Origin of the sequence: Agitococcus lubricus (genome assembly GCF_003051055.1) — a bacterium.
GTDB lineage: Bacteria > Pseudomonadota > Gammaproteobacteria > Pseudomonadales > Moraxellaceae > Agitococcus > Agitococcus lubricus.
The window spans coordinates 57,730-81,328 of record NZ_QAON01000014.1; the positions used below are offsets into that span (position 1 = coordinate 57,730).

The 23,599-nt window shown below is 42.9% G+C and carries 17 protein-coding genes and 1 pseudogene; 10 read left to right on the top strand and 8 right to left on the bottom strand.

Translation table 11 applies throughout. The annotated features are described in order from the left end of the window. Positions 1-467 precede the first annotated feature (467 nt). Positions 468-1,712, top strand: coding sequence for a DUF445 domain-containing protein (locus C8N29_RS12930; protein WP_107866487.1), 1,245 nt, complete (start codon positions 468-470; stop codon positions 1,710-1,712). Between the two features lie 207 nt (positions 1,713-1,919). Here the strand turns inward: C8N29_RS12930 and C8N29_RS12935 are convergent, their stop codons facing one another. After that, positions 1,920-3,641 carry a proline--tRNA ligase gene (locus C8N29_RS12935; RefSeq protein WP_107866488.1) on the bottom strand — a complete coding sequence of 574 codons (1,722 nt, stop codon included), beginning with the start codon at positions 3,639-3,641 and terminating at the stop codon, positions 1,920-1,922. 89 nt (positions 3,642-3,730) lie between these two features. Here C8N29_RS12935 and C8N29_RS12940 point away from each other — a divergent pair, with 89 nt between their 5' ends. From C8N29_RS12940 to C8N29_RS12965, 6 genes and pseudogenes are all read left to right on the top strand, one after another. Beyond that, positions 3,731-4,138 carry a PaaI family thioesterase gene (locus C8N29_RS12940; protein WP_107866489.1) on the top strand — a complete coding sequence of 136 codons (408 nt, stop codon included), beginning with the start codon at positions 3,731-3,733 and terminating at the stop codon, positions 4,136-4,138. Positions 4,139-4,490: 352 nt separating this feature from the next. Beyond that, positions 4,491-6,662, top strand: a pseudogene (locus C8N29_RS12945) (AAA family ATPase); the annotation flags it as partial. 231 nt (positions 6,663-6,893) lie between these two features. Next, complete coding sequence (locus C8N29_RS12950) at positions 6,894-8,333, top strand: S41 family peptidase (RefSeq protein WP_107866491.1); 1,440 nt, start codon at positions 6,894-6,896, stop codon at positions 8,331-8,333. Continuing rightward, on the top strand, positions 8,333-8,695 hold the full coding sequence (locus tag C8N29_RS12955; protein WP_107866492.1) for a hypothetical protein: 363 nt from the start codon (positions 8,333-8,335) through the stop codon (positions 8,693-8,695). The genes C8N29_RS12950 and C8N29_RS12955 overlap by 1 nt, the downstream gene beginning before the upstream one ends. A gap of 328 nt (positions 8,696-9,023) precedes the next feature. Then, complete coding sequence (locus C8N29_RS12960) at positions 9,024-10,319, top strand: DASH family cryptochrome (RefSeq protein WP_107866493.1); 1,296 nt, start codon at positions 9,024-9,026, stop codon at positions 10,317-10,319. After that, on the top strand, positions 10,316-11,842 hold the full coding sequence (locus C8N29_RS12965) for a cryptochrome/photolyase family protein (protein ID WP_107866494.1): 1,527 nt from the start codon (positions 10,316-10,318) through the stop codon (positions 11,840-11,842). Before C8N29_RS12960 ends, C8N29_RS12965 begins: the two co-directional genes overlap by 4 nt. Before the next feature lie 107 nt (positions 11,843-11,949). On the opposite strand, the gene dsbD is transcribed toward C8N29_RS12965, so the two are convergent. Next, positions 11,950-13,902, bottom strand: coding sequence for a protein-disulfide reductase DsbD (gene dsbD, locus C8N29_RS12970; RefSeq protein ID WP_170106986.1), 1,953 nt, complete (start codon positions 13,900-13,902; stop codon positions 11,950-11,952). Positions 13,903-14,382: 480 nt separating this feature from the next. On the opposite strand from dsbD, the gene C8N29_RS12975 reads away from it, so the two are divergent. After that, positions 14,383-15,189, top strand: a complete 807-nt coding sequence (locus C8N29_RS12975) for a prohibitin family protein (protein ID WP_204509357.1) — start codon at positions 14,383-14,385, stop codon at positions 15,187-15,189. Positions 15,190-15,246: 57 nt separating this feature from the next. Here C8N29_RS12975 and C8N29_RS12980 read toward each other — a convergent pair whose 3' ends face one another. After that, complete coding sequence (locus C8N29_RS12980) at positions 15,247-16,668, bottom strand: polyphosphate kinase (RefSeq protein ID WP_107866497.1); 1,422 nt, start codon at positions 16,666-16,668, stop codon at positions 15,247-15,249. 336 nt (positions 16,669-17,004) lie between these two features. Between C8N29_RS12980 and C8N29_RS12985 the strand changes: the two genes are divergently transcribed. After that, positions 17,005-17,775 (top strand): DUF8198 family protein, encoded by a 771-nt coding sequence (locus C8N29_RS12985; protein WP_107866498.1) that lies wholly within the window; start codon positions 17,005-17,007, stop codon positions 17,773-17,775. 350 nt (positions 17,776-18,125) lie between these two features. Here C8N29_RS12985 and C8N29_RS12990 read toward each other — a convergent pair whose 3' ends face one another. The 3 genes from C8N29_RS12990 to hslV form a co-directional block, all read right to left on the bottom strand. After that, positions 18,126-18,383 (bottom strand): hypothetical protein, encoded by a 258-nt coding sequence (locus tag C8N29_RS12990; RefSeq protein ID WP_107866499.1) that lies wholly within the window; start codon positions 18,381-18,383, stop codon positions 18,126-18,128. A 275-nt stretch (positions 18,384-18,658) separates the two neighbouring features. After that, positions 18,659-20,020 (bottom strand): ATP-dependent protease ATPase subunit HslU, encoded by a 1,362-nt coding sequence (hslU, locus tag C8N29_RS12995; RefSeq protein ID WP_107866500.1) that lies wholly within the window; start codon positions 20,018-20,020, stop codon positions 18,659-18,661. A 10-nt stretch (positions 20,021-20,030) separates the two neighbouring features. Then, the gene (gene hslV / locus C8N29_RS13000; protein ID WP_476726623.1) at positions 20,031-20,558 is read right to left on the bottom strand and encodes an ATP-dependent protease subunit HslV; all 528 of its coding nucleotides are present in this window, start codon (positions 20,556-20,558) and stop codon (positions 20,031-20,033) included. Positions 20,559-20,751: 193 nt separating this feature from the next. On the opposite strand from hslV, the gene C8N29_RS13005 reads away from it, so the two are divergent. Then, positions 20,752-21,105: a RidA family protein gene (locus C8N29_RS13005; protein ID WP_107866502.1), complete on the top strand. Its 354-nt coding sequence runs from the start codon at positions 20,752-20,754 to the stop codon at positions 21,103-21,105. Positions 21,106-21,227: 122 nt separating this feature from the next. Here C8N29_RS13005 and C8N29_RS13010 read toward each other — a convergent pair whose 3' ends face one another. Then, positions 21,228-22,919 carry a flotillin family protein gene (locus C8N29_RS13010; protein WP_107866503.1) on the bottom strand — a complete coding sequence of 564 codons (1,692 nt, stop codon included), beginning with the start codon at positions 22,917-22,919 and terminating at the stop codon, positions 21,228-21,230. Next, entirely contained in the window at positions 22,920-23,576 is a 657-nt protein-coding gene (locus C8N29_RS13015) for an OB-fold-containig protein (protein ID WP_107866504.1), read from the bottom strand. Positions 23,577-23,599: the final 23 nt, after the last annotated feature.

A 23,599-nucleotide genomic window follows, 5' to 3' on the forward strand; every position in this document is an offset into this window, starting at 1 on the left:
TATATTCATTTTCGTAGTATCACTAAAATTGATACGGTAGAGCGGCAAAAAGCAGTATGTGTCGTCTGAAACTCGGCGACTCGAGCGCGCTACTTATGTCTTGACCTTTCTTTCATTATTACATTACATTGTCTGACTGTCTAATCGTGACTAGCTCATCTCATCAGGGATAGTCTAGCCATGAAATAATATATTTAGGACTAGCGTACAAAATACAGTTGACTGGTATCCTAAGCGCGGTAATCATTTGATGCGCTAATGTCTATTGAATCAAAGACTTGCTATAAGCTCATCATAGATTACTTTAATTTGTCTAAATATATGATTTGTGTCACACTTTTTTGACGCTACTGATTGGTGGCGTTGTCAGCAGAGAGTGCATGTTGAACGATGATAGTCACTCACCTACACTCATGCTGTGCGTAATACGTCGTTTGCATAAGAATCTCATAAGGTAGTCCTGTCCAATGATTGACGCAATTTTACAATTCTGGCAACAACTTCAAGCCCGACCTGATTTTTGGGGTTTTATTACGATTCCTATTGTCGCTTCTGTTGTGACATGGCTACACGTTTGGATGGCACTCAAAATGGTGTTCTATCCCATTAGTTTTTGGGGTTTTAAGCTGGGTAACCTACCGATTGGCTGGCAAGGTATTGTGCCGCGCAAAGCAGGAAAAATATCGGGTATTTTAGTAGACCAATCCTTATCAAAAATCGGTTCATTAGATGAGTTTTTTCGGGAAATGCGTCCCGATGAAATGGCAGAATTTATCAGTGAAACTTTAATGGAAAATGTAGAGGAGTTCATTGATGAAGTCATGGCCGACCGTAACCGAACCTTATGGGAAAATCTTCCTAATGCCATTAAACGTCGTGTTTATCAGCATGTGCGTAAACAAATCCCCAGTATTATGGAAAGTTTAGTCACAGAGTTGACGTTTAATGTAGAGAATTTGGTCGATATGCGGCAAATGGTTGTCTCGCAAATGGAAAATGACCGCGCGTTAATGGTCAGAATGTTTTTGCGTGTCGGACAAAAAGAGATTGATTACATTTGGCATATGAGCTTTTGGATTGGTTTGTTTTTTGGTTTTGTGCAAATGGTGATTTGGCTATTTGTGCCGTGGCATTGGACGATTGTCTTTTGGGCAGGTTTGTGGGGCTTATTGACCAACTGGATTGCTATTTGGATGGTATTTAATCCGATTGAGCCAAAGAAAGTGTTAGGCATGACATGGCATGGTGCATTTATGCGTCGCCAAGAAGAGGTGTCTGAAGTTTTCTCGCACGTCAGTACACGCGAGCTATTTACCATCAAACAAATTATGTCGGAGATGATGTTTGGCCCTAAAGCCGATAAAACACGCAAAGTGATTAAGCGTCATATTGGTAAAATGCTAGACAGTCCTGTGGTACGTACTACCATTCAAATGACAATGGGCTGGGAGGAGTATGCCAAGCTCAAAGATACGATTATTGATAAGTCGATTCATGCGACCATGGTACCGATTTCTGACCCAGACTTAAATGAAAGTCGTGCTGCCAAGGTGAATGAACTGTTCTTAGAACGTATGAAAAAACTTACCCCAATGGAGTTTCAAAATTTATTACGTCCTGCCTTTAGGGAGGATGAGTGGATTCTTGTGGTATTGGGTGGGGTAACAGGGGCATTGGCGGGTTGGATTCAGTTGATGTTAGGCTTTAAATAGTTAACTCCCTGAGCATAGTCGAAGGGACATTTTTTCAAGCCTCAAAAAAAAGCCGCGAATTTCGCGGCTTTTTTATGCTTAGATTAGGACTGACGCGGTTATCGCTTATTTGTTCGCATTTCAACCGTTTTCATGGTTACTGAGCGTAGTCGAAGTAACGGTTTTATGCTCACAAAACGCGCTAATTGCGGTGCAATGCGTAAGTCCTTAGATTTTAATCTTTTCTTTTAAGAAGTTAATTAAATCGCTATAAGCAATATCTTGAGACTCACTGTCACGGCGGCCTTTGTATTCAATCGTGCCTGCATCTAAGCCTTTTTCACCCATCACTAAACGATGAGGAATACCAATCAATTCGGCATCGGCAAATTTAACACCTGGTCTTTCGTTGCGGTCATCATAGAAAACATCAAACCCTGCGGCAGTTAATTGCTCATACAATTTTTGGCTTTCTTCTTGAATACGTTGTGATTTTGCCCAGTTCATTGGCACTAAAGCAATATGGAAAGGGGCAATGGCATCTGGCCAAATAATGCCACGTTCATCGTAGTTTTGCTCAATGGCAGAAGCAACCACACGCGTCACACCAATACCATAACAACCCATAGTCACCACAAACGGTTTGCCATCTTCGCCCAACACCGTACAGTTAAGGGCTTGTGAGTATTTTTTACCAAGTTGGAAAATATGGCCGACTTCAATGCCACGTTTTAACACTAATTTGCCTTGACCATCAGGTGATGGGTCGCCAGCAACCACGTTACGGATATCGACAATGGCAGTCATTTGCGCATCACGTTCCCAGTTTAAGCCTGTTACATGTTTGCCATCCACATTTGCACCCGCAACAAAATCAGCTAAGGCAGCAGCAGAGCGGTCAACCAACACTGGAATAGTTAAACCTTGTGGACCAATAGAGCCAACATGACAACCAACAGCCGCTAACACGTCGGCTTCGCTAGCAAAGGTTAGGGGAGAGCCAACTTGAGCTAATTTTTCGGCTTTAATGTCATTTAATTCATGGTCGCCACGTAACACTAAAGCCACTAAACCATATTGGCCTTTGTCATCGGCTTTGCCGCGTACAATTAAGGTTTTGACGGTTTGGCTAGCATCAACCTTTAAAAACTCACACACTTCGGCAATGCTGTGGGCATTAGGAGTATCAACGCTTTGCATCACTTGGCTTGCAGCAGGGCGTTGGCTAGTGCAAATGGCCTCAGCCATTTCGATGTTGGCGGCATAGTTAGAGGTATCAGAAAAGGCAATTAAATCTTCACCGCTTTCGGCTAACACATGAAATTCATGTGAGCCATCACCACCAATTGAGCCAGTATCGGCTTGAACAGGACGGAAATCGACACCAATACGACTAAAAATACGGCAATAAGTGTCGTACATGACATCATAGGTTTCTTGTAAAGAGGCTTGATTAGCGTGGAAAGAATAAGCGTCTTTCATAATAAATTCGCGTGAGCGCATGACGCCAAAACGTGGGCGAATTTCGTCACGGAATTTCGTTTGAATTTGATAAAAATTCACAGGTAATTGTTTGTAGGATTGCAACTCATTACGCGCTAAATCAGTAATGACTTCTTCGTGTGTTGGGCCTAAAACAAAGTTAGCTTGGTGACGGTCTTTGAAGCGTAATAATTCTGCACCATATTGCACATAACGGCCTGATTCTTCCCACAATTCGGCAGGTTGGGTAACAGGCATTAACACTTCTAATGCGCCAGAGCGGTTCATTTCTTCGCGGACAATACGTTCAACTTTTTGTAATACGCGTAAGCCTAAAGGCAGCCAATTATATAAACCCGTGCCAACTTTGCGAATTAAACCCGCACGTAACATCAGTTGATGGGAGATAACCACCGCATCGGCAGGCGTTTCACGAAGTGTAGCAAGCAAAAAACGACTAGCGCGCATAATAAATCACTATCCAAGAAAACAAAATGATGCCGATTTTAGAACAACTGCGTTAAAATTGCCGCTTATTTTTAAGTGACTATCACCGTATGTTGCCCATAACGCCTGAACAAATTACGCAATGGATTCAAGAAAGTGTGGTTGCGACACAAGATGGCACTTTTCAAGTAGTCGCGGTGCGTCCTTTAGAAGTAGATTGTCTGCTACCATATCATCCATATCAAATCCGCGCAGGGGGTACCTTATCGGGGCCAACCATGATGACATTGGCAGATGCCGCGATGTATGCGGCGGTATTGGCGCATTATGGCAAACAGCTGTTAGCTGTCACCCAAGATTTTAGCATTCACTTTCTCAGTAAACCAACCGCCCATGATTTATTAGCCCACGCTAAAATTATTAAAGCAGGTAAGCGTTCCGTGGTATTGACAGTACACCTATATAGCCAACAACGTTTAGTTGCCCATGCAACAGGCACGTATGCCTTACCACGTTAAACCAGATATGGCACACTGTATCACCTTAGTCGCAATACACTCATCAAGTAATCACCATTAGGGATTAACCGTGTTAGGAAAAATTATGACCCCCCAAGCACTCTCGGTAGAACAATTATATAAAACGGCAATCGCAGACAACTTACCCGCATCGACCCGTCGTCTAAAACCTTTTAATGATTTTTTGGGGCAAGAACGTGCCAAAGAAGCGGTACTGATGGCATTAGCCATGCCACATGATGGTTATAATATTTTTGCAGTTGGCGAAAATGGTCTAGGCAAACGCACGATGATTAAACGCCTGTTGGCCGAAACAGCACAACAAGAAGAACCTGCCAGCGATTGGTGTTATGTCAATAATTTTGCTGACCCGCGCAAACCCATCGCACTGGAAATGCCCGCAGGTAAAGCCATACCATTTCAAAAAGCCATGACCAAACTATGGCGTAGTTTGAGTAATGCGGTGCAAGCAGCTTTTCAGCATGAAAGTTATATTAATCGGGTTGAAGGTCTTAAAGGGGAATTGACCAATGCCCAACAGCAAGCACTACAAGAGTTGGCCTTGGAAGGCGAAAAACGTCAGTTAAAATTGGTCTTGCGTACACCAGGGGGGCATGGTTTTTCGCCCATTAGTGCCAATGGTGAAGTCATGAGCCTAGAAGCATTTAATGCCTTAACGCCAGAAGAACAGCAAGAGCGTAAACTGGCCATGCAAGACATGGAGCAACGGCTACAAAAGTTAGCAGACCGTTTAGGACGTATGGAAGACCAAAACCGAGACCAAGTGCAAAAACTCAATGATGAAGTCACTTTAGCGACCATCGAACCGTATATCAAAAAAATCAAAGAGCAGTACGACCACTTAAAAGAAATAGTCGATTATTTAAGCGCCTATCAACAAGATATTGTTGAAAATGTAGACTTAATTATAAACAGTCAGGATTTAGAGTCTGATGCGGTAGCCAGCGTCAGTATCGACAATGCCATTCCGTCGCGTTATCAAGTCAATGTGATTGTCAGCCATCACCCCAAAAAAGGCGCGCCTGTCATTTTTGAAGACTTACCCACGCATTACAATTTGATGGGGCATGTCGAACAAGTCACTTATATGGGGACGGTCGCCACCGATTTTACCTTGATTAGGGCAGGTGCATTACACCGTGCCAATGGGGGCTATTTACTATTAGAAGCCGAGCAGGTTTTGGAGCAGCCTTACGCTTGGCAAGGCTTAAAGCGCGCCTTACGTTCACGCGCACTCAAACTTTCTTCCTTAGAGCAAATGCTGACTTTAACGGGCACGATTTCACTTGAGCCAGACCCTATTCCTTTGGATGTCAAAATCGTCTTGTTGGGTGACCGAGAAACGTTTTATTTACTGCAACAGTATGACCCTGAGCTAGAGCAGTTATTTAAGATTCGTGCCGATTTTGCTAATACCATGAATCGTAGCCTCGAAAACGAGCAAAAATACGCCTACTTCTTGGCAGATTGTGTCGCTAAAGAAAAACTCATGCCTTTTGACCGTAGTGCGCTCATGGCGTTAATTGAAGAAAGCGCACGTAATGCCGAAGACAAAGAAAAACTCTCTTTACATGCAGCCAGTGTCGGTGACTTACTACGCGAAGCCAATTATTGGGCAGAAAGTCAACAGCAAAAACACGTTCGCGTTGAGCATGTACGCTTGGCAATTGCGAGTCAGGAGCGTCGTCGTGGTCAATTACGTGAGTTATATTTAGAAGACATTGCCCACGGCACACAGCTTATTTTATGTACAGGTAAAGTGATTGGCCAAATTAATGGTTTGACGGTCATTCATTACGCCGATAGTGAGTTTGGTTTGCCCTCACGTATTACCGCAACCGTGCATCATCAAGGTGGCGGGGATGTCTTAGATATTGAACGCACAGTAGATTTGGGTGGCTCTTTACACGCCAAAGGCGTACTCATTTTATCCAGCTACCTAAAAGCCAAATTTGGTCGCGATAAGCCCCTACATTTTTCTGCCAGTATTGCCATGGAACAGAATTATGGTGGTGTAGAAGGTGACAGTGCAACCTTAGCAGAGTTGGCCGCGTTGGTATCTGCCATTACAGAAATTCCCATTCGTCAAGATTTAGGCATTACAGGCTCCATGAATCAAATGGGTGAGGTACAACCGATTGGCGGAGTAAATGCCAAAATCGAAGGTTTTTTTGCCGCATGTCAGCTTAAAGGCATGACGGGGCAGCAAGGTGTGATTATTCCTGCCCAAAATATCCGTCACTTAATGTTACGTCCAGAAATTGTACAAGCAGTTGAACAAGGACAGTTTCATATTTATGCGGTTAGCCATGCCGATGAAGCCCTTGCTTTATTGTTGGATATGCCCATGGGCGAGGCAGTCAAAAAAGACAAATATCCCAAAGACAGCATTAACGGCTGTTTGTTGGCGCAATTAAAACATTGGCAACAGATAGAAAAAGGGGATAAGCCTAAGAAGAAAAAGATGAAAAAAATAAAAAAAGAATCAGTCCCAACGGCCTAAACTAAATAAGTGGCGTGATTAGTGGCTAGGTGCTTTGCCTTTTGTTAGAATAAGGTGGCTCTACTATAATGAGAGCCACCGTTTAATAACAACATTCGAAGGACTTATTTAGCCGTCACTTATTTGTTCGCATATTATCCTATACTGCGGTTTTGTGCGCATAAAACGTGCTGATTGTGTGTAAGTCCTGAATTAAAAAATCTATAAATTGCCAACAGTAAGGAAATTACCATGAAACATACGCTGACTGCATTAGCGATGACTCTGCCGCTATTATTGATAGGTTGTGGTGGAGATGATGGTGAGAGTACGGCAAGTTCTAATAATGGCGGTGCAACGACAGTAAGCTGTACAGAAAACCAAGAGCTAAAGGATGGTGTGTGTGTCAATATCAATATGTGTACCTTGGATAAACAAAAGTCATGGGTACGCACGCATCTAGACCAAGTCTATTTGTGGTACAACGAAATAGTTGATGTCCCACGTGCTAATTATGATAAAGCGGATACTTACTTCGAAGATTTACTTGTTAGAACCAAAGATAACTTTAGTCACACTGTACCGCAGAAGGTGATTGATGACCTAGCCCAATCTGGTTTAGAAGTAGGGTTTGGTGCGACATGGGTTAATGACCCCTCTAAAGGTAATATGTTGAGAGTGGCCTTTGTCGAGGCGAATTCTCCTGCTGCTTCTCAAGGTGTTCGTCGCGGTGATTATGTGATTTCTGTCAATGGTAAATCATTAGGCCTCTCCGTCGAGGAAGGTGGTATTACAAACGAAGAGTTACATGCAGCGTTATCACCTACAACAGTAGGTGTGCGTACGACTCTTGTCTTAGCAGATACAGAGCTTAATCAACGTACAGTTACACTCACATCGGCTCAAGTGATTCATAAGCCTGTTGCTAACACCCAAATTTTGACCACAAATGATGGGGCTAAAGTTGGCTATATATTGTTTAATGACCATATTGCAACAGCCACGGAGCAACTGATAGTAAGTATGCAACAGCTTAAGGCGGCCGCCGTTACCGATTTAGTACTAGACTTACGCTATAACGGAGGGGGATATTTATATGTAGCTGCTCAGTTAGCTAGTATGATTGCTGGGGATGCAACCAAAAACCAGTTATTTAATATACTCAACCATAATAACAAACGCTCTCGTTTTAACTATATGTATTTTTTTGAGTCAGTAGATGCAAATAACCAGCCTCTACCGATGTTAAATCTAAGTCGAGTCTACGTACTAATGGGGGCTGGGACTTGCTCTGCTAGTGAAGCGATTATCAATGGTTTATCTCCTTATATTCAAGTCATTACGGTTGGGGACACAACGTGTGGCAAACCATATGGATATCAACAGGCAAATAACTGTGAAACTGCATACTTTGCAGTGAGTTTTGAAGGCGCGAATAAAAATGGTGTATCTGTTCCCACGGATGGTTTGACCCCCACTTGTGCTGTTGCGGATAATCTAGATTATGCACTAGGCTCCACAGAAGAGCGGTTATTAGCGTCAGCATTGAATTATAGAGTAACAGGGGGATGTTCGACTGCGCCTGCTGCACGAATTGCCGCAAAAACCTTCTTCACTCAGCCAGAGGGTTCTGTGGACATGTTATACCGCCAACCTTGGCGTAATAATATGACGGTTATAGATACTGAATAATGAAGTCCGTTTATATCATATTGAGTATAGGTCTATTAGGGTGCCAAACGCCTGTCACCCTATACAAGCCAGCATTATTAGATTTAGGCAATAACAATCACTGTTATAATGAATTGTATTCAGCTATTGCACAAAAACTAGGTGCTCCAGTCTCTATATCTCCTACAGTCTTTCACGATAATTCCCGTTTATATTTAGAAAAACAGCGTATTAGTGCTAATCCACTGACTGCCGATACTGCTTCTGTAGCCAAACCCTTGTTATTAGAGTTGCAAATTGCAAATCAGCAGTGTCGTCTTGTAAGTCAAATAGTAGGTTTGAATCAGGTATTGAAACATTGTTTGTGTAAAATGAACGAATAAACTCTAATGCTTGTCCGCTGACTGTTGTATTGGCTATCTTCAAAAAAACACCTATTTTCTTCTGTAAAACTGCTAAGACTGAGGCCTTTCGCAAAATTTAGCGCGTTTTGAATCCACGTCAGCCTCTCTTATACATAATCATTTCCTCTTGGCTAGAGTGAGAGGATGAGTAGGTTCAATGTCTAATTAAGTGATAACTGCATAAGTCATAAATCAAGACTTATGCATCTCACCGAAATTAGCCCGTTTTTTGAGCCTAAAATTGTTGAAATTGATTGAAGTATGAACAAATAAGCGATGGCCGCGTAAGTCCTAAAATGAGAGAGAAATGATGGTAAAAACCATGATTTACTGGTTCAGAAACGACCTTCGCTTACACGATAATCCTGCACTGCACTATGCCTGTCAGCAAGTAGATTATCTATTGCCAGTTTATTGGCTAAACACAGCCCAGCACCAAAACACCATCTGGGGTTTTGTCCGTCAAGGTCAGCATCGGCAAGTGTTTTTAAGTCAGGCATTACAAGACCTGAGCCAACAATTAAGTGACATAGATAGCCAATTAACCGTATTGGTCTCCGATACAATTACAGCTCTCACAAAATTTATCGAGGATTATCAAGTTGATGAAATTGTCTGTGAGGAGATAGCCGCACCCGAAGAGCAGGCGCAAGTTGATTATTTACGCAGTTTAGGCGTTAAAGTGACGTGTATTTGGCAATCCAGTTTGTATGCGCCTACACAATTACCCTTTGACATTGTCCAACTACCCACCGTATTTAGTCAGTTTCGCCAAAAAATAGAAAAAGCGCGTTGTCAGGTCGTTGCGCCGATAGAAACGCCGCGTGTCTTGCCGCCACTACCTCCCAATTCGCCACAAAAAACACCATTCACTGCCCTAGATAATGTTAGCGCACAACTAGACTCACGTTCGGCTTTTCCTTATTTTTTCAGTAAGTGTCATGGCGGTGAGCGTCATGCCTTAGCATTTGCACAAGCGTATTTTGCTAGTTTATTACCCCAACACTACAAACAAACCCGAAATGGCCTAATAGGGTTAGATTACTCCTCTAAGTTATCACCGTGGTTAGCAACGGGCGCGTTATCGGTGCGTTATGTCTATCAATTACTGAAACTGCATGAACAGCAACATGGCGCAAATGACAGCACCTATTGGTTATGGTTCGAACTATTATGGCGTGATTATTTCCGTTTTTTGCATTTACGTTATGGCAAACAACTGTATCGCAAATCGGGTTTAGGTCATGCCTCGATTGCCCCTTTTAATGCCGCTAATTTTAGTCAATGGCAAACTGGCACAACAGGTCATTCGTGGATTGATGCAGGTATGCGTGAGTTGGCAGCAACAGGGTATTTGTCTAATCGGATGCGACAGAATGTGGCGAGTTATTGGTTAAATGAATTACAAGGCAATTGGCAAGCAGGTGCAGCTTGGTTTGAATCGATGTTGCTGGATTATGATGTCTATAGTAATCAGGGCAATTGGTTGTATTTAGCAGGCATTGGTACAGACCCGCGTGGCCAGCGTTGGTTTAATCCACAAAAACAAGCACAACAGTATGACCCTCAAGGAGGCTACCAAGCCTTGTGGGGGCAAGCATGATTTTACGATTAATTTTGGGTGACCAGCTTAATCCCTTGCATTCATGGTTTACGCAAGTCGATGAAAACGTGCTGTATGTGATGATGGAGATACGCAGCGAAACAGATTATGTGCTGCATCATGGCCAAAAAATCTTAGCCATTTTTGCGGCAATGCGGGATTTTGCCAAGCAACTCAAAGCACAAGGCCATCGGATTAAATATATCACCATTGATGCGGTTGATAATCAGCATAACTTTGTAGCGAATCTTAAGTGGCTGGTAACGCGTTATCAGGTGCAAACCTTGCAATATCAAGAGCCTGACGAATGGCGTGTTGACCAGCAACTTTCACAATTAGCAAACGAGTTAACCATCTCGGTAGAGATGTGTGACAGTGAGCATTTTTTTAGTCAACGAGATAGCGTAAGTCGTTTATTTCAGGGCAAAAAACAATGGTTGATGGAGCGTTTTTACCGACAAATGCGTCTTCAACACCATGTTTTGATAGATGAGCAACGACAGCCGATAGGTGGCCAATGGAACTTTGACCACGATAATCGTAAGCCGTGGCGTGGCCAACCCGTTTTACCTAAAACATGGCCGATTCATCATCAGCACAGTCAGTTATGGCAAACAATTCAACAAGCAGGGGTGAATAGTTTTGGTCAAGTCTCTACAGAGGATATGCCTTGGCCGATTAATAGAGCCGAGTCATTAACATTACTCAGGCTGTTTATAAAGGAGTCTTTGCCATATTTTGGTGACTATCAAGATGCCATGACCGTACACAGTGAGCGATTATTTCATTCTTTATTGTCTTTTGCTTTGAATTGCAAAATGTTGCAGCCTAAAGAAGTGGTCTCTGCCGCCATAGATGCCTACGAGCAGGGACAAGCCTCTCTTAGTACCGTAGAAGGTTTTGTACGACAAATTTTGGGTTGGCGTGAGTATGTACGTGGTGTCTATTGGGCAACTATGCCTCAATATGCTGACCATAATTACTTTCAGCATCAACGTGATTTACCGAGATGGTTTTGGAGTGGGCAAACGAATATGCGTTGTTTAGCTCATGCCATCGGGCAATCATTAACACAGGCGTATGCCCATCATATTCAGCGTTTAATGGTGATTGGTAATTTTGCCTTGTTAGCAGGCTTAAAACCACAGGCTGTCCATCAATGGTATTTAGGTGTGTACATAGATGCATTTGAATGGGTAGAGTTACCAAATACGCTAGGTATGAGTCAATTTGCCGACGGTGGGCGTTTGGCCACTAAACCCTATGTGTCATCAGCCAGTTATATCGACAAAATGAGTGATTATTGTCAAGGCTGTCACTACAACAAAAAACAACGCATTGGTGATAAAGCCTGTCCATTTAACAGTTTATATTGGCATTTTTTTATACGTCATCAAGCTTTACTAAGTAAAAATCCGCGTTTAGGGATTGTTTATAAACAAATCAAGATGATGCCTTTAGAGACACAACAGGCACTTCAACAGCAAGCAAGTCACTATTTACAGCAATTAGATACCATATAAACACAGTATCTGCTTTGTCTGACTAAACGCATGATGACAGATTTTTCTTTCTTAAACGGTGGTGATACAACCGTCATTAGAGCCGAAAAGATATCGCACAAAAGACTTTATCGACTGCTAAAGAAATGCTGATTAACATGACTTAAAAAGTCAGACTTGCTGACATCCCCCACAACTCTAGCGTCAGAGACCTCTAAGCCTTGCTCAAAAAAGAGAAGGGCAGGCGGGCCGAATAACTGATATTTTTGTAATAAACCGCGTTGGTCGGCGGTGTTTTGGGTAATGTCCATACGAACGAGTACCCAGCCTTGTAGTTGCTGTTGAACGTCAGGGCTTGCGAATACATTACGTTCAATTTCTTTGCAACTGACACACCAATCGGCATAAAAATCAACTAAGACTTTTTGATTATTGGCGTAGGCTTGGGTAATTAAATGGTCTAAGTCAGCACTGTTATCTACGGTCTGAAAACCATGACTATCGGGATTGGCGGTCGTGTTGTTGGCTGGGCTAATCAATGTTTGAAAGTTAGCTCGCCAGTTGCTTAAAGGTTGTAATGGGTCAGTATTGCCACTGGCAGCACCAATCAATAAACAGGCTCCCCAAATCAAACAAAGATAAGAAATACTTCGCCACAGCACTCGCCATTTACCGCCCCATAAATTCAACCAAAACCCTGTGCCAGCAACCAATAATCCCCATAATACTAACAAAAGTGGGCTATTGATAACGCGTCCTACTAATACTAAGGCGACAGCAATCAATAAAATGCCAAAACTTTGTTTGACTCTGTTTAACCACAAGCCTGCTTTAGGCATAAATTTGCCTTCACTTGCACCTAAAATCATCAAAGGTGTACTTAAACCAAATCCCAAACAAAAGAGGGCAGCCGCACCGATCACGGGGTCGCCTAAGGTAGAGACCGATAACAGTACTCCAGCTAAGGGGGCAGAGACACACGGTGAGACAACTAAGGCCGAAAAAAAGCCCATTAACCATGTACCCAAGATACTGCCCGCGCGTCCCTGTTGGCTGAGTTGGTCGAGTTTTTGTTGCCAAGAAACGGGGAGTTGCAAGTGAAATACATCAAAGCTACTTAACGCTAAGACTACAAATAAGGCACTAAAACTCAGCAGTACGGCAGGGTGTTGCAACCATAAAGACAGGTTAGCTTGCCCACCAAAGACAGAGACTAAGGCACCAAGTAAGGCATAACTACTGGCTACACCCACACCATAAGAAAACGCCAATATAAAGCCCTGACGCGCATTTTGGGCATGTTGTCGTGCAACAATGCCTGCCACAATCGGGAGCATAGGTAAGACACAAGGCGTAAAGGCTAACCCAAGTCCCAATAACCAGAGTGTAAACAAGGCAAGAAGGGGGCGGTGACTTAAATCAATCGGACTATCAGTGGATGGACTCGGTAAACCTGCGTTGATTTTTTCGGTGCTTATAGTGTTAGGATGAGGCAAGGAGTTGGCAATTGCCGATGGCAATTGTGTGCGTTCCGCATGAATGGTTTCAACCGTATCATCGGCTAATTCATAAGTGACGGTAGGCACTAAACTGGGAATAGTAATGCTAATGTCTTTGCTATCTTTGGTACTGACAGGCAACGTACTTAAATGACCCAGTTTGCCGCTGACGCTGACTAATTGCGTTTGTGGGGGGTAACATAAACCTGCATTAGCACAACCTTGCCATGTTACCAAAACTTGTCCACTGCCTTGTATAGGCAAGGTGATAGTGACGTTTTGTTGAAACACCGCGACTCGACCAAACTCCGCATCATCCTTCCATTCGGATTCTATGCTGTAAAACGCCTGACCTAAAATGGCGTTCCCATTTTCAACCTGAAACTTAAAACGGTCTTTGTATAAGTAATAATTGGGGGTGACCTGAAAGCGCAGAATAAGCTCCTGCTCTTTTTGCTCACTACTCAGTTGAAAGGCTTGCTCGGCAGGTAAAAACTGATGTGGATTACTCAAACTGCTGGTTAAGCCCGTATTTGCGGTAAATCGTTTGACTTCTTCACTGTAGACTTGAGTGCTCACCATGAAGAAGAGACAGTATAACAGCCATAAAAAAGAGCGCAGCGCAGTCATTTAGCATCCAGTGATAAGTCGTGGCTTCAAACGTATCGACAGCACAAAATGTGAACGCGTCAGCCGAAAGAGGGATTTAACCATGAGATTTTTAAGATTTAAGCATATTATAGGCATCCTGTAATCTAGGGTCTGTTGACATTTTGATTGTGATTGCGAAAGAAGCTATTTTTTAGAGGATACGCGGCGTGAAGCGCGTAGTTTGGTTATTCCAAATCAGCGATGAGCAACGAAGTAGCCTCAAAAAATAGTTCTTTCCCTGTGGGTTGCATTAAAAATCGACTCATTCTACGTGACAAAACTGGCCAATAGAATCACTATTTGCTGCGTTTTGAGCCTTGCCTGAGTCCATTTTTATCAGCAACGCGGCTCACACGCACAACGTCAACAGACCCTATAAATCATATGACAAAATACACTCAGGGAACGTACATGAAAATCAGCCTTATAAAATACGTGCTTATTGCCGCCGTCGCCTTAGTCATTGTGTTAATTCTCAATCCCTTTGTCGTTATCGGTGCGGGACAACGCGGCGTCGTTTTGAATTTTGGTGCGGTGCAAAAAGATGTCTTAAATGAAGGATTACACATTCGCATTCCGATTATGCAAAAAGTCGTGATTATGAATGTGCAAGTACAAAAAGGCGAAGGTCAAGGGGATGCCGCGTCTAAAGACTTACAACAAGTGACGACTAATGTGGCCGTGAATTATCATTTGGACCCACAAAAAGTGGCAGATGTGTACCAAAAAATAGGGACGTTTGATGCCGTAGGCGACCGCATTATTTTGCCCGCAGTGTCGGAGTCAGTGAAAGCAGCAACCGCACAATATACTGCTGAAGAGTTGATTTCTAAACGCCAAGAAGTGCGTGAAAAAATTCGTCAGCACTTACTCACTCGTTTAGCCGTCTATGGGGTGATTGTGGATGATTTTTCGATTGTCAATTTTGCCTTTTCACGCGAGTTTAACAATGCCATTGAATCTAAAACCACAGCCGAACAATTGAAGTTAAAAGCAGAACGTGATTTAGAACGGATTAAAATTGAAGCCGAACAAAAAATTACCCAAGCGCAAGCTGAAGCAGAATCTTTGCGCTTACAAAAAGAAAATGTCACTGAAAACTTGATTAAACTGCGTCAAATCGAAATGCAACAACGTGCGATTGAAAAATGGGATGGCAAATTACCTCAAGTGACAGGTGGTGCAACCCCATTTATTGATTTACGGCAGGGGCAGTAAATTCACCTAATAGCTTTTTAAGCGTGGGGGTGATTAACCCCCTGAATCGTTAAGTATCTAAGACTGGCAAATGTCGGCCAATACCTTATTTAAGGCGGTTAATACGTGTACACGGGCATGGTATTTATTGTTAGCAGGAATAATCAGCCAAGGCCGCTCGGGATGATGTGTGCGTTCAATAGCTTCTGAACCTGCAATGATATAGTCATCCCAATGCTCTCGGTTATGCCAATCATCAGGCGTAATCTTAAATCGCTTAAAGGGAATACGCTCTCGCTCCTGAAAACGCCCCAGTTGTATGTCTTTATCTATCGCTAACCAAAATTTAACAACGACGATACCTTTAGCAACCAACTCCGCTTCAAACTGATTGATTTCAGCATAAGCTCTAGACCAATCACTGCGGGGGCAATGACCGTCAACACGTTCAACAAGCACCCGACCATACCAAGAACGGTCAAAAATAGCACACTGTCCACGTGAGGGGATTTTTTGCCAAAAACGATGTAGATATGGCAATAGTCGTTGTTGGGTGCTGGGGGCTGACACTTGCATTACATGGTATTCCCGTGGGTCTAATGCTGCGGTTAAACGACGAATAGCCCCGCCTTTCCCTGCTGCATCCATGCCTTCAAAAACCACCACTAAACTGCGTTTATCCATTTTTTTGTGTCTAAACCAATGAGCGAATTGCGCTTGCTGTTCGGCTAATAGATGTTGATATTCTTTTTTATTCAAGTCCGCATTGCAATCGAGAGTTTGTAGTAAAGAAGGCGTCAACATGGGCGCTAATGCGGTTTCAACGCCGCTTGTATGAGGTACTAAAGCCTGTTGTAGTGTTTGTAATACAATACGCGCTGCGGATAAATCACGCTCTTTCGCTTGCCAACCATCAATCATATGCCAATGATGTGGCGACTGGTCTTGGGCTTGCCATAATTGCTGTGCAGCCGCCAAATAACGATGAAATACTTTAGGTTTATGCCAATCAATACCTTGTCCGACTTGCCAACGTAAGACGGGATTGTTGGCTAATTCTTGACGGCGAATTTGACATTGTTCTGCACTTAAACCAAACCATAATTTGACAATTAAAATCCCTTCCGCTTGTAAGAGTTTTTCAAAGTCTTCGGCCTGTGCCAATTTTTCGGCAAATGCTTGTCTCGATAAGCGTTTGTATACCCGTGCATTCAGCAACTCGGAATACCAATTACCAAAAAAAAGTGCGATTTGACCTTTAGCAGGTAGTTTTTGCCAAAAACGCCAATAAAAGGGGGATTGTTGTTCTTGTTTGCTTGGTGCGCCAAATGACTCTACCAATAAATGACGACTATCCATCCATTCACTTAAGCGTTTAACGGTTTCTCCCTTACCTGCCGCTTCGACACCATTCACTAAGACAATTACGGCGCGGGCTTGTTTGGCTTTTAACTCATATTGAGCCGCTAATAATGCCGTTCTTAAGGCTTTTTCATCCATTGGATTCTCCCTATTGCGTGTCAACAGTAGTACGATGTTTGAGGACTAGCCGCTGCTTGTGCCTAAAGGGATGGCATAGGCTATATATAACGTATATCAGATAGCAAACTATACCAGCATCACAAAGACAGCATTTGATGTTTCTTTCAGCAACTCGTCACTATTCGACAATTTCATTTGTGAGAATAATGCTATAATGCTAAGCATAAAATATGTCGTTATGTCATGACATTTGCAAATATCCAGATCCCATAATTGACGATATCGGTGATATCACGATTGTTAAGGTCTGTCTTCCCCATAAACGGTATCGTGCTAATTAGAGAGAATGGTGTGATGGACGCAGTAACCAGCCTTGAACAAAACTCTCCTCGTCAAGCGGCAATTTTGGCGGCTAATCGTGATGATATTACCAATACTGAAGGCCTATTACGTTACGACTTAGCACGTTTTAGGGCATGGCGCTGTCATACCGATACACAATTCCGTGACTGGTTTAATGCGGTGCAAAAATGGCAAACCCAACGACTTAAACAAACACATGCACATTTATTATTAGATGAGCGTTATCAAGCCGTTACTCAGTTCTTTTTGAGTGATATGTATGGTGGGTTAGACCTCACGGTATTGGCTAATGAAATTGAACGAGCGTTACCCACCACCATTCGTTTATTACCCGATTCGGTGATGCGCACGGCTGCCGTAGCACTGGAGTTGAACGCTATCACAGGTGACTTAGATGAAAAAGTCGCCTCGTATATTTTTGAAACCTTAAAAGCGACCGAGGTGAATGAAGACGTGATGAGCGAAGCCTACCGTCACACAGGTAGCCGTGAATTACGTCAACGACAAATGGATTTAGCCCGTGAATTAGGCACAGGTTTGGATAAATATGTACGGAATCGAATTATTTATGCCACCTTCAAAATTGCTAGCAAACCCCTACACATGGCGGGTTTGGGTGGGTTATATGACTTTTTAGACCGTGGTTTTGCTGCCATGCGGCCTATGGGCTCGGCACAAGAGTTTTTGGATATGTTTATTAGTCGTGAGGAAGCGATTATGAATAAACTTTATAATAACGAATCCAATCCGTATCAAGTCTAAGTATCACTTCTTTATTGCACGGACATTAGGGTCTGTTGACGTTTTGATTGTGGTTTCGAAAGAGACTATTTTTTAGAGGATACGCGGCGTGAATCACGTGATTGGGTGATTCCAAATCAGCGATAAAAAACAAAGTAGCCTCAAAAAATAGTTCTTTCCCTTTGGGTTGCGTTAAAAATTGACTCATGCTGCGTGACAAAACTTGTCAATAGAACGACTATTAACTGCGTTTTGTGCTTTGCCTGAGTCAATTTTTATCAGTAACGCGGCTCACACGCCAAACGTCAACAGACCCTAACTATCATTAATGTCAGTGTACCAAACAAAGCGTTGTTTTTATGTGAGAACGCTTAAGCAAAATAATTACGAATCTTTTCCTCGATAATCATCATAGGCGCAATAAAGGGTTTGTCGGTAATGACAATCTCAATCGTTTGATTGGCATTCACGGTATATTTACCTTTGACAAACCCAACAGGCGTACTACCTGAAAATTGGCCTTGTTGCGTATCGCCCGCAAAACTTCCCCCTTTACTGGTAATGGTTTGCTTAACGCGGGCTAAAGTAGCTTCTAAATTATCGTTAGGGGTAATGGTGAAACGCGACATAACATACTCTTTTTATCTGTATGGGGACTGACGGGCTAATGACTTAAATACGTCAGACCGATGTATCTTAAAAATAATCACTTAGTCAATCAGTAGTGGCTTAAGTGGATTTATGACGATTGTAAAATAAAAAAGTGTTGTTATTGGCGCGTGAATACGAAAAAAAGAGAAGGAGTGGTAACAAATCATCTCATTAGATGATTTTTTCAACAAATTATGAGGGGCAGCAAATAGCAAAGCTCCCAAACGGGTTGGGAGCAGAGACAAATACTCGCTTAGAGAATAAAACGGCTAAGGTCTTCGTTTTGCACTAAGTTACCGAGTTGCTTGTCGACATCATCAGCCGTCAAAATCAAGACATCACCTTGACGTTCGCTGCCTAAGTCGGTTGCGTTATAAGAAATTTCTTCTAATAAACGCTCTAAGACGGTATGTAATCGACGCGCACCAATATTTTCAGTCCGTTCATTGACTTCAAAGGCAATTTCCGCCAAGCGTTTAATACAATCTGGGCTAAATTCAATTGGCAGGCCTTCTGTATTTAAGAGTGCCTTATATTGCTCGGTTAAGGAAAAATGGGGCTCGGTTAAGATGCGTTCAAAGTCGGACGGCGTAAGCGCATTTAATTCAACACGAATCGGTAAACGGCCTTGTAATTCAGGAATCAGGTCAGAGGGTTTAGCCAAATGAAATGCACCTGATGCAATAAATAAAATATGGTCAGTTTTTACCATACCGTATTTCGTATTGACGGTAGAACCTTCAATTAAAGGCAATAGGTCGCGTTGTACGCCTTCGCGCGAGACATCGCCACCACCATGTGATTCACCACGACGACAGACTTTGTCTATCTCATCAATAAAGACAATACCGTTTTGCTCCACAGACTCTAAGGCTTTACTTTTGATGTCTTCTTCATTGACTAATTTACTCGCTTCTTCTTCTTTTAGACGCTGGCGAGCTTCTTTGATTGTAATACGTTTGTGGGTTTTACGTTCTTTACTGATGTTGCTGAACATACTTTGTAGCTGATTAGCCATATCCTCCATGCCTGGAGGCGCCATAATATCAACCCCCATCGGTGCTTGACTCATTTCCACTTCAATTTCACGGTCGTCTAGTTCGCCTGCTTGTAGTTTACGTCTAAATAACTGACGTGTGGCGGTGTCGGTTTTTTCAGTATGAACCGTGTCTTTATCCCATTCGTTTTGCGTGGTGCGGGCAGGGCGGAGGAGTGCATCTAAAATCCGTTCTTCTGCTGCTTCTTCAGCCCGAAAATCGGATTTTTCCATGGCTGAGGCACGTTCGTTTTTAATGGCAACTTCCATTAAGTCTCGGATAATGGTTTCTACATCCCGTCCAACATAACCGACTTCGGTAAATTTAGTCGCTTCGACTTTCAAAAAAGGGGCATTAGCGAGTTTGGCTAAACGACGTGCGATTTCTGTTTTGCCTACACCCGTTGGGCCAATCATCAAAATATTTTTGGGAGTGATTTCGTGGCGTTGTTGGTCATTCAGTTGCATGCGGCGCCAACGATTACGTAACGCCAGTGCGACCGCACGTTTAGCCGCATCTTGGCCAATAATATGACGGTCAAGTTCGTGCACAATTTCGCGCGGGGTCATCGTACTCATGGTTGCTTCCTTAAAACTTTAGGACTTCAATAATGTGATTGTGATTGCTATAGACACAGATATCGCCTGCAATTTGTAAACTCTTTTTGGCAATTGCTTCGGCATCTAAGTCCGTGTTGTCGCTCAATGCACGGGCGGCCGCGAGCGCATAATTGCCCCCTGAACCAATGGCTAACACCCCGTGCTCAGGCTCTAAGACATCGCCTGTCCCCGTAATGATAAAAGAGGCTTGTTTGTCTGCTACTATGAGCATAGCTTCTAAACGACGCAGTGTGCGGTCAGTACGCCAGTCTTTTGCCAACTCAACCGCAGAACGAATTAAATTACCACCGTGCTTTTCGAGTTTGGCTTCAAAATGGTCAAATAAGGTAAAAGCATCGGCTGTACCGCCTGCAAAGCCTGCTAAGACTTGGTTATGATATAAACGTCTGACCTTGCGTGCGGTGCCTTTAATCACGGTGTTTCCCAAAGAAACTTGGCCGTCGCCACCCAATGCTACGCTGTTATTGCGGCGTACACAGACTATGGTTGTCATCATGCGTCCTGAAAGTATGAAGTATTGGCTAAAGGTGTGGGCAAAAAATGAAATTTCAATGTTTAGAGATGCGATTTATTGGAACTTTTGAGGACGATGACTAACAGCATAATGCTTAACATAATAGGCATAGTCTGGTAATGATTTATACAATTATCTCGTCCAAAAATAGTATAAAATCAAGGTGTTAGTGCATATGACGATTCAACGATTACACGTAGCGACTCGCTATAGCGAAGCAGCCATTTGTCAGGGGGTGGTTTATTTGGCAGGCCAAGTGCCGAATGACGTCACTCAAGATATAGAAGGGCAAACCGCCGAAGTATTAGCGATGATTGATGGGTTATTGGCGCAAGCAGGAAGTAGTAAAGATAATTTGTTAACAGTGACTATTTATTTAAGTGATATGGCCGATTATGCAGGCATGAATAAGGTGTGGGATGCGTGGTTAAATCAAGGATTTGCACCACCGCGTGCTTGTGTGCAAACGGCTTTGGCAAATCCTGAATGGAAAGTTGAGATTGTCGTGGTGGCGGCGCAGATAGGTTGATTGAGCGAAGTCGAAATCAACATATAAGAACCCTTCGACTACGCTCAGGGAACGCTTTTCGCTGGTTGAGCGGTGGTCATTGAGCGCAGCCGAAGTGAGTCGAAGCCAAATACAGTAATCACTTATTCTGTTTTAGATTCGACCTGATTCAACAAGCCATTAACCAATCCTTGAGGACTACCTCCCGACAAGCCAACTTCCTGCATTAACTGGTCAATCAGTGGTGCTTGAGCACGATAACGTAAGGCACTAGCAACCACTTGTTCGCTTAAATTGCCATTGCTAACAGGTGTACTTTCGCCGTTAATTGTTGAACTTCCACCATTTGCCCCATTAATGCCTTCAATTTGAATAATCTTAATGCCATCAATTTGCTCCAAAGGCTTAACCGATTGCTCAATAATTTTGGGTAATTCTTTAATTAACAACATTTTAACTTGCATCGCAATTAACTCAGGCGATAAAGTATTGTCAGCTTCGTTAATCATGCGTTTACCATCCGCTTCAGCAGCATATTTCGCGCGAATACCTTCGGCACGAATCCTATCAGCTTCTGCTTCAGCAGTGGCCTGCGTTTGTAACGATTCAGCTTTGGCTTTAGCTGCATCACGGTCAGCTTCAGCTGCCACAGTAATACCAATCGCATCTTGTTCGGCTTTTTTGCGTGCTTCGACCAATTGAATAGACTTTTCCCGTTCAGCAACGGCTAATTGACGAGAGGTAACAACAGATTCTTCCGCTTTAACCGCTTCTGCACGTGCTTGGTCAGCTTCGGCTTTGGCTACTGATTCATCACGGCTTTTGCCTGCAATCTCAATGTTGGTCGCTTGTTGAGCAATTTGAATAGCTTTATCTTTTTCGATTTTGGCAATGGTGACTTTGCGTTCGGCTTCAACTTCTTGCTCTTTAATGGTTCGTTCAGCGGCAATACGCGAAGTATCTGTTTGTTGTTTGGCAGCAATTTGTGCTTGTTGTGATTCACGTTGTCTGTCGGCTTGTTGTGCTGCAATTTCAGCCGCTTGTTGTGCTTTACGGGTTTCAATTTCCCGTTCTTGGGCAAGTTTAGCAAATTCGTTTTGTTGTTCAATTTCAAGCTGTTGACGATTAGCTTCTAGGTTTTTAGTCGCAATAGACACAGCCGTTTCTTGTTCAATGTTATTACGTTCTTTACGACGATTTTCGGTTTGTTCGGTTAAACGAGTTAAACCTTCGGCATCAAACGCATTTTGTGGGTCAAAGTATTCCACTTTGGTTTGGTTAAAGTGGGTGAGGGAGGAGCTTTCTAGTTCCAAACCGTTTTTAGCTAAGTCTTCAACCACAATGGATTGCACGCTTTGCACAAAACGAGAACGATGTTCGTGCATTTCGGCCATATCCATTTGTGCCGCACACGCACGTAAGGCAGCGACAAATTTACCTTCAATTAATGTGCGTAATTCATTGGCATTAAGTGTTCTTGCGCCCAAGGTTTGAGCGGCTGCGGCAATGGCTTCTTCGGTAGGGTTAACACGCACATAAAATTCGACACCCACATCGACGCGCATTTTATCTTTGGTAATTAACGATTCTTGTTTTTCACGTTTGACTTCCAAACGTAATGTATTCATGTTCACCCAAATAATTTCATGCAGTACAGGTAACACTAATGCACCGCCATTCATAATCACCGCTTGACCACCAAAACCTGTACGCACAAAACTTTGTTCTTTGGTCGAGCGTTTATAGAGGCGAGCAATAATCACCCCGATAATAATTAGCGCAAATAAAATAACGCCACAGATAATTAAATAACTAATTAAATTTCCCAGATTCATTTATTGTTGGCTCCGTGTTTTAGCAAGTAAATAATCAATATTGGGGACAACGCGATAAATTTCGCCATCTTGGCGAATAATTAACGCGGTTGAGCCTTCGTTAAAGCTGTAGTCGGCCTCGTCAGGTTCAACCATGACATAATGCATTTGCCCAAATTGATCTTGAAATTTAGCTTCGGCAGGCTGCCCCAATTGAGCATGACCTGTGGTAATGGTCACTGTTTGACCAATAAAGCTATTTTTAGAAATGGATTGCGTTTCGTCTTTAGGCAGATATTTATGCACTAAACGTCCACCAATATTCATGTGATAGAGTCCAATGATAGTGCTTGGTACAGCAATTACTCCTGCATGACTAAAGCCACCCAAAAATTGAGCGGCAAAATGTTGCAAAATAACACCACTCAGGCCAAAGCCTAAGAGGAATAAAATCAACAAGATAAGTAGGGGAGCGCGGCCAATTTGCAACCAGCCTAAGACACTATGACTAGCATCTAAATCCACATGAACATCGGGGTGATGTAGGTCAGGCAAACCATGATGTGTAGAAAAACTAAAACCTAAGACTAAGCTAATAATTTCGATAATGCCTAAGCCAAACATCAGCATTAGGGCAAGGCTAAACGGGGCAACCCCATCAGCAAACAACCAATCCATCGTGATACTCGTATTATTTATAT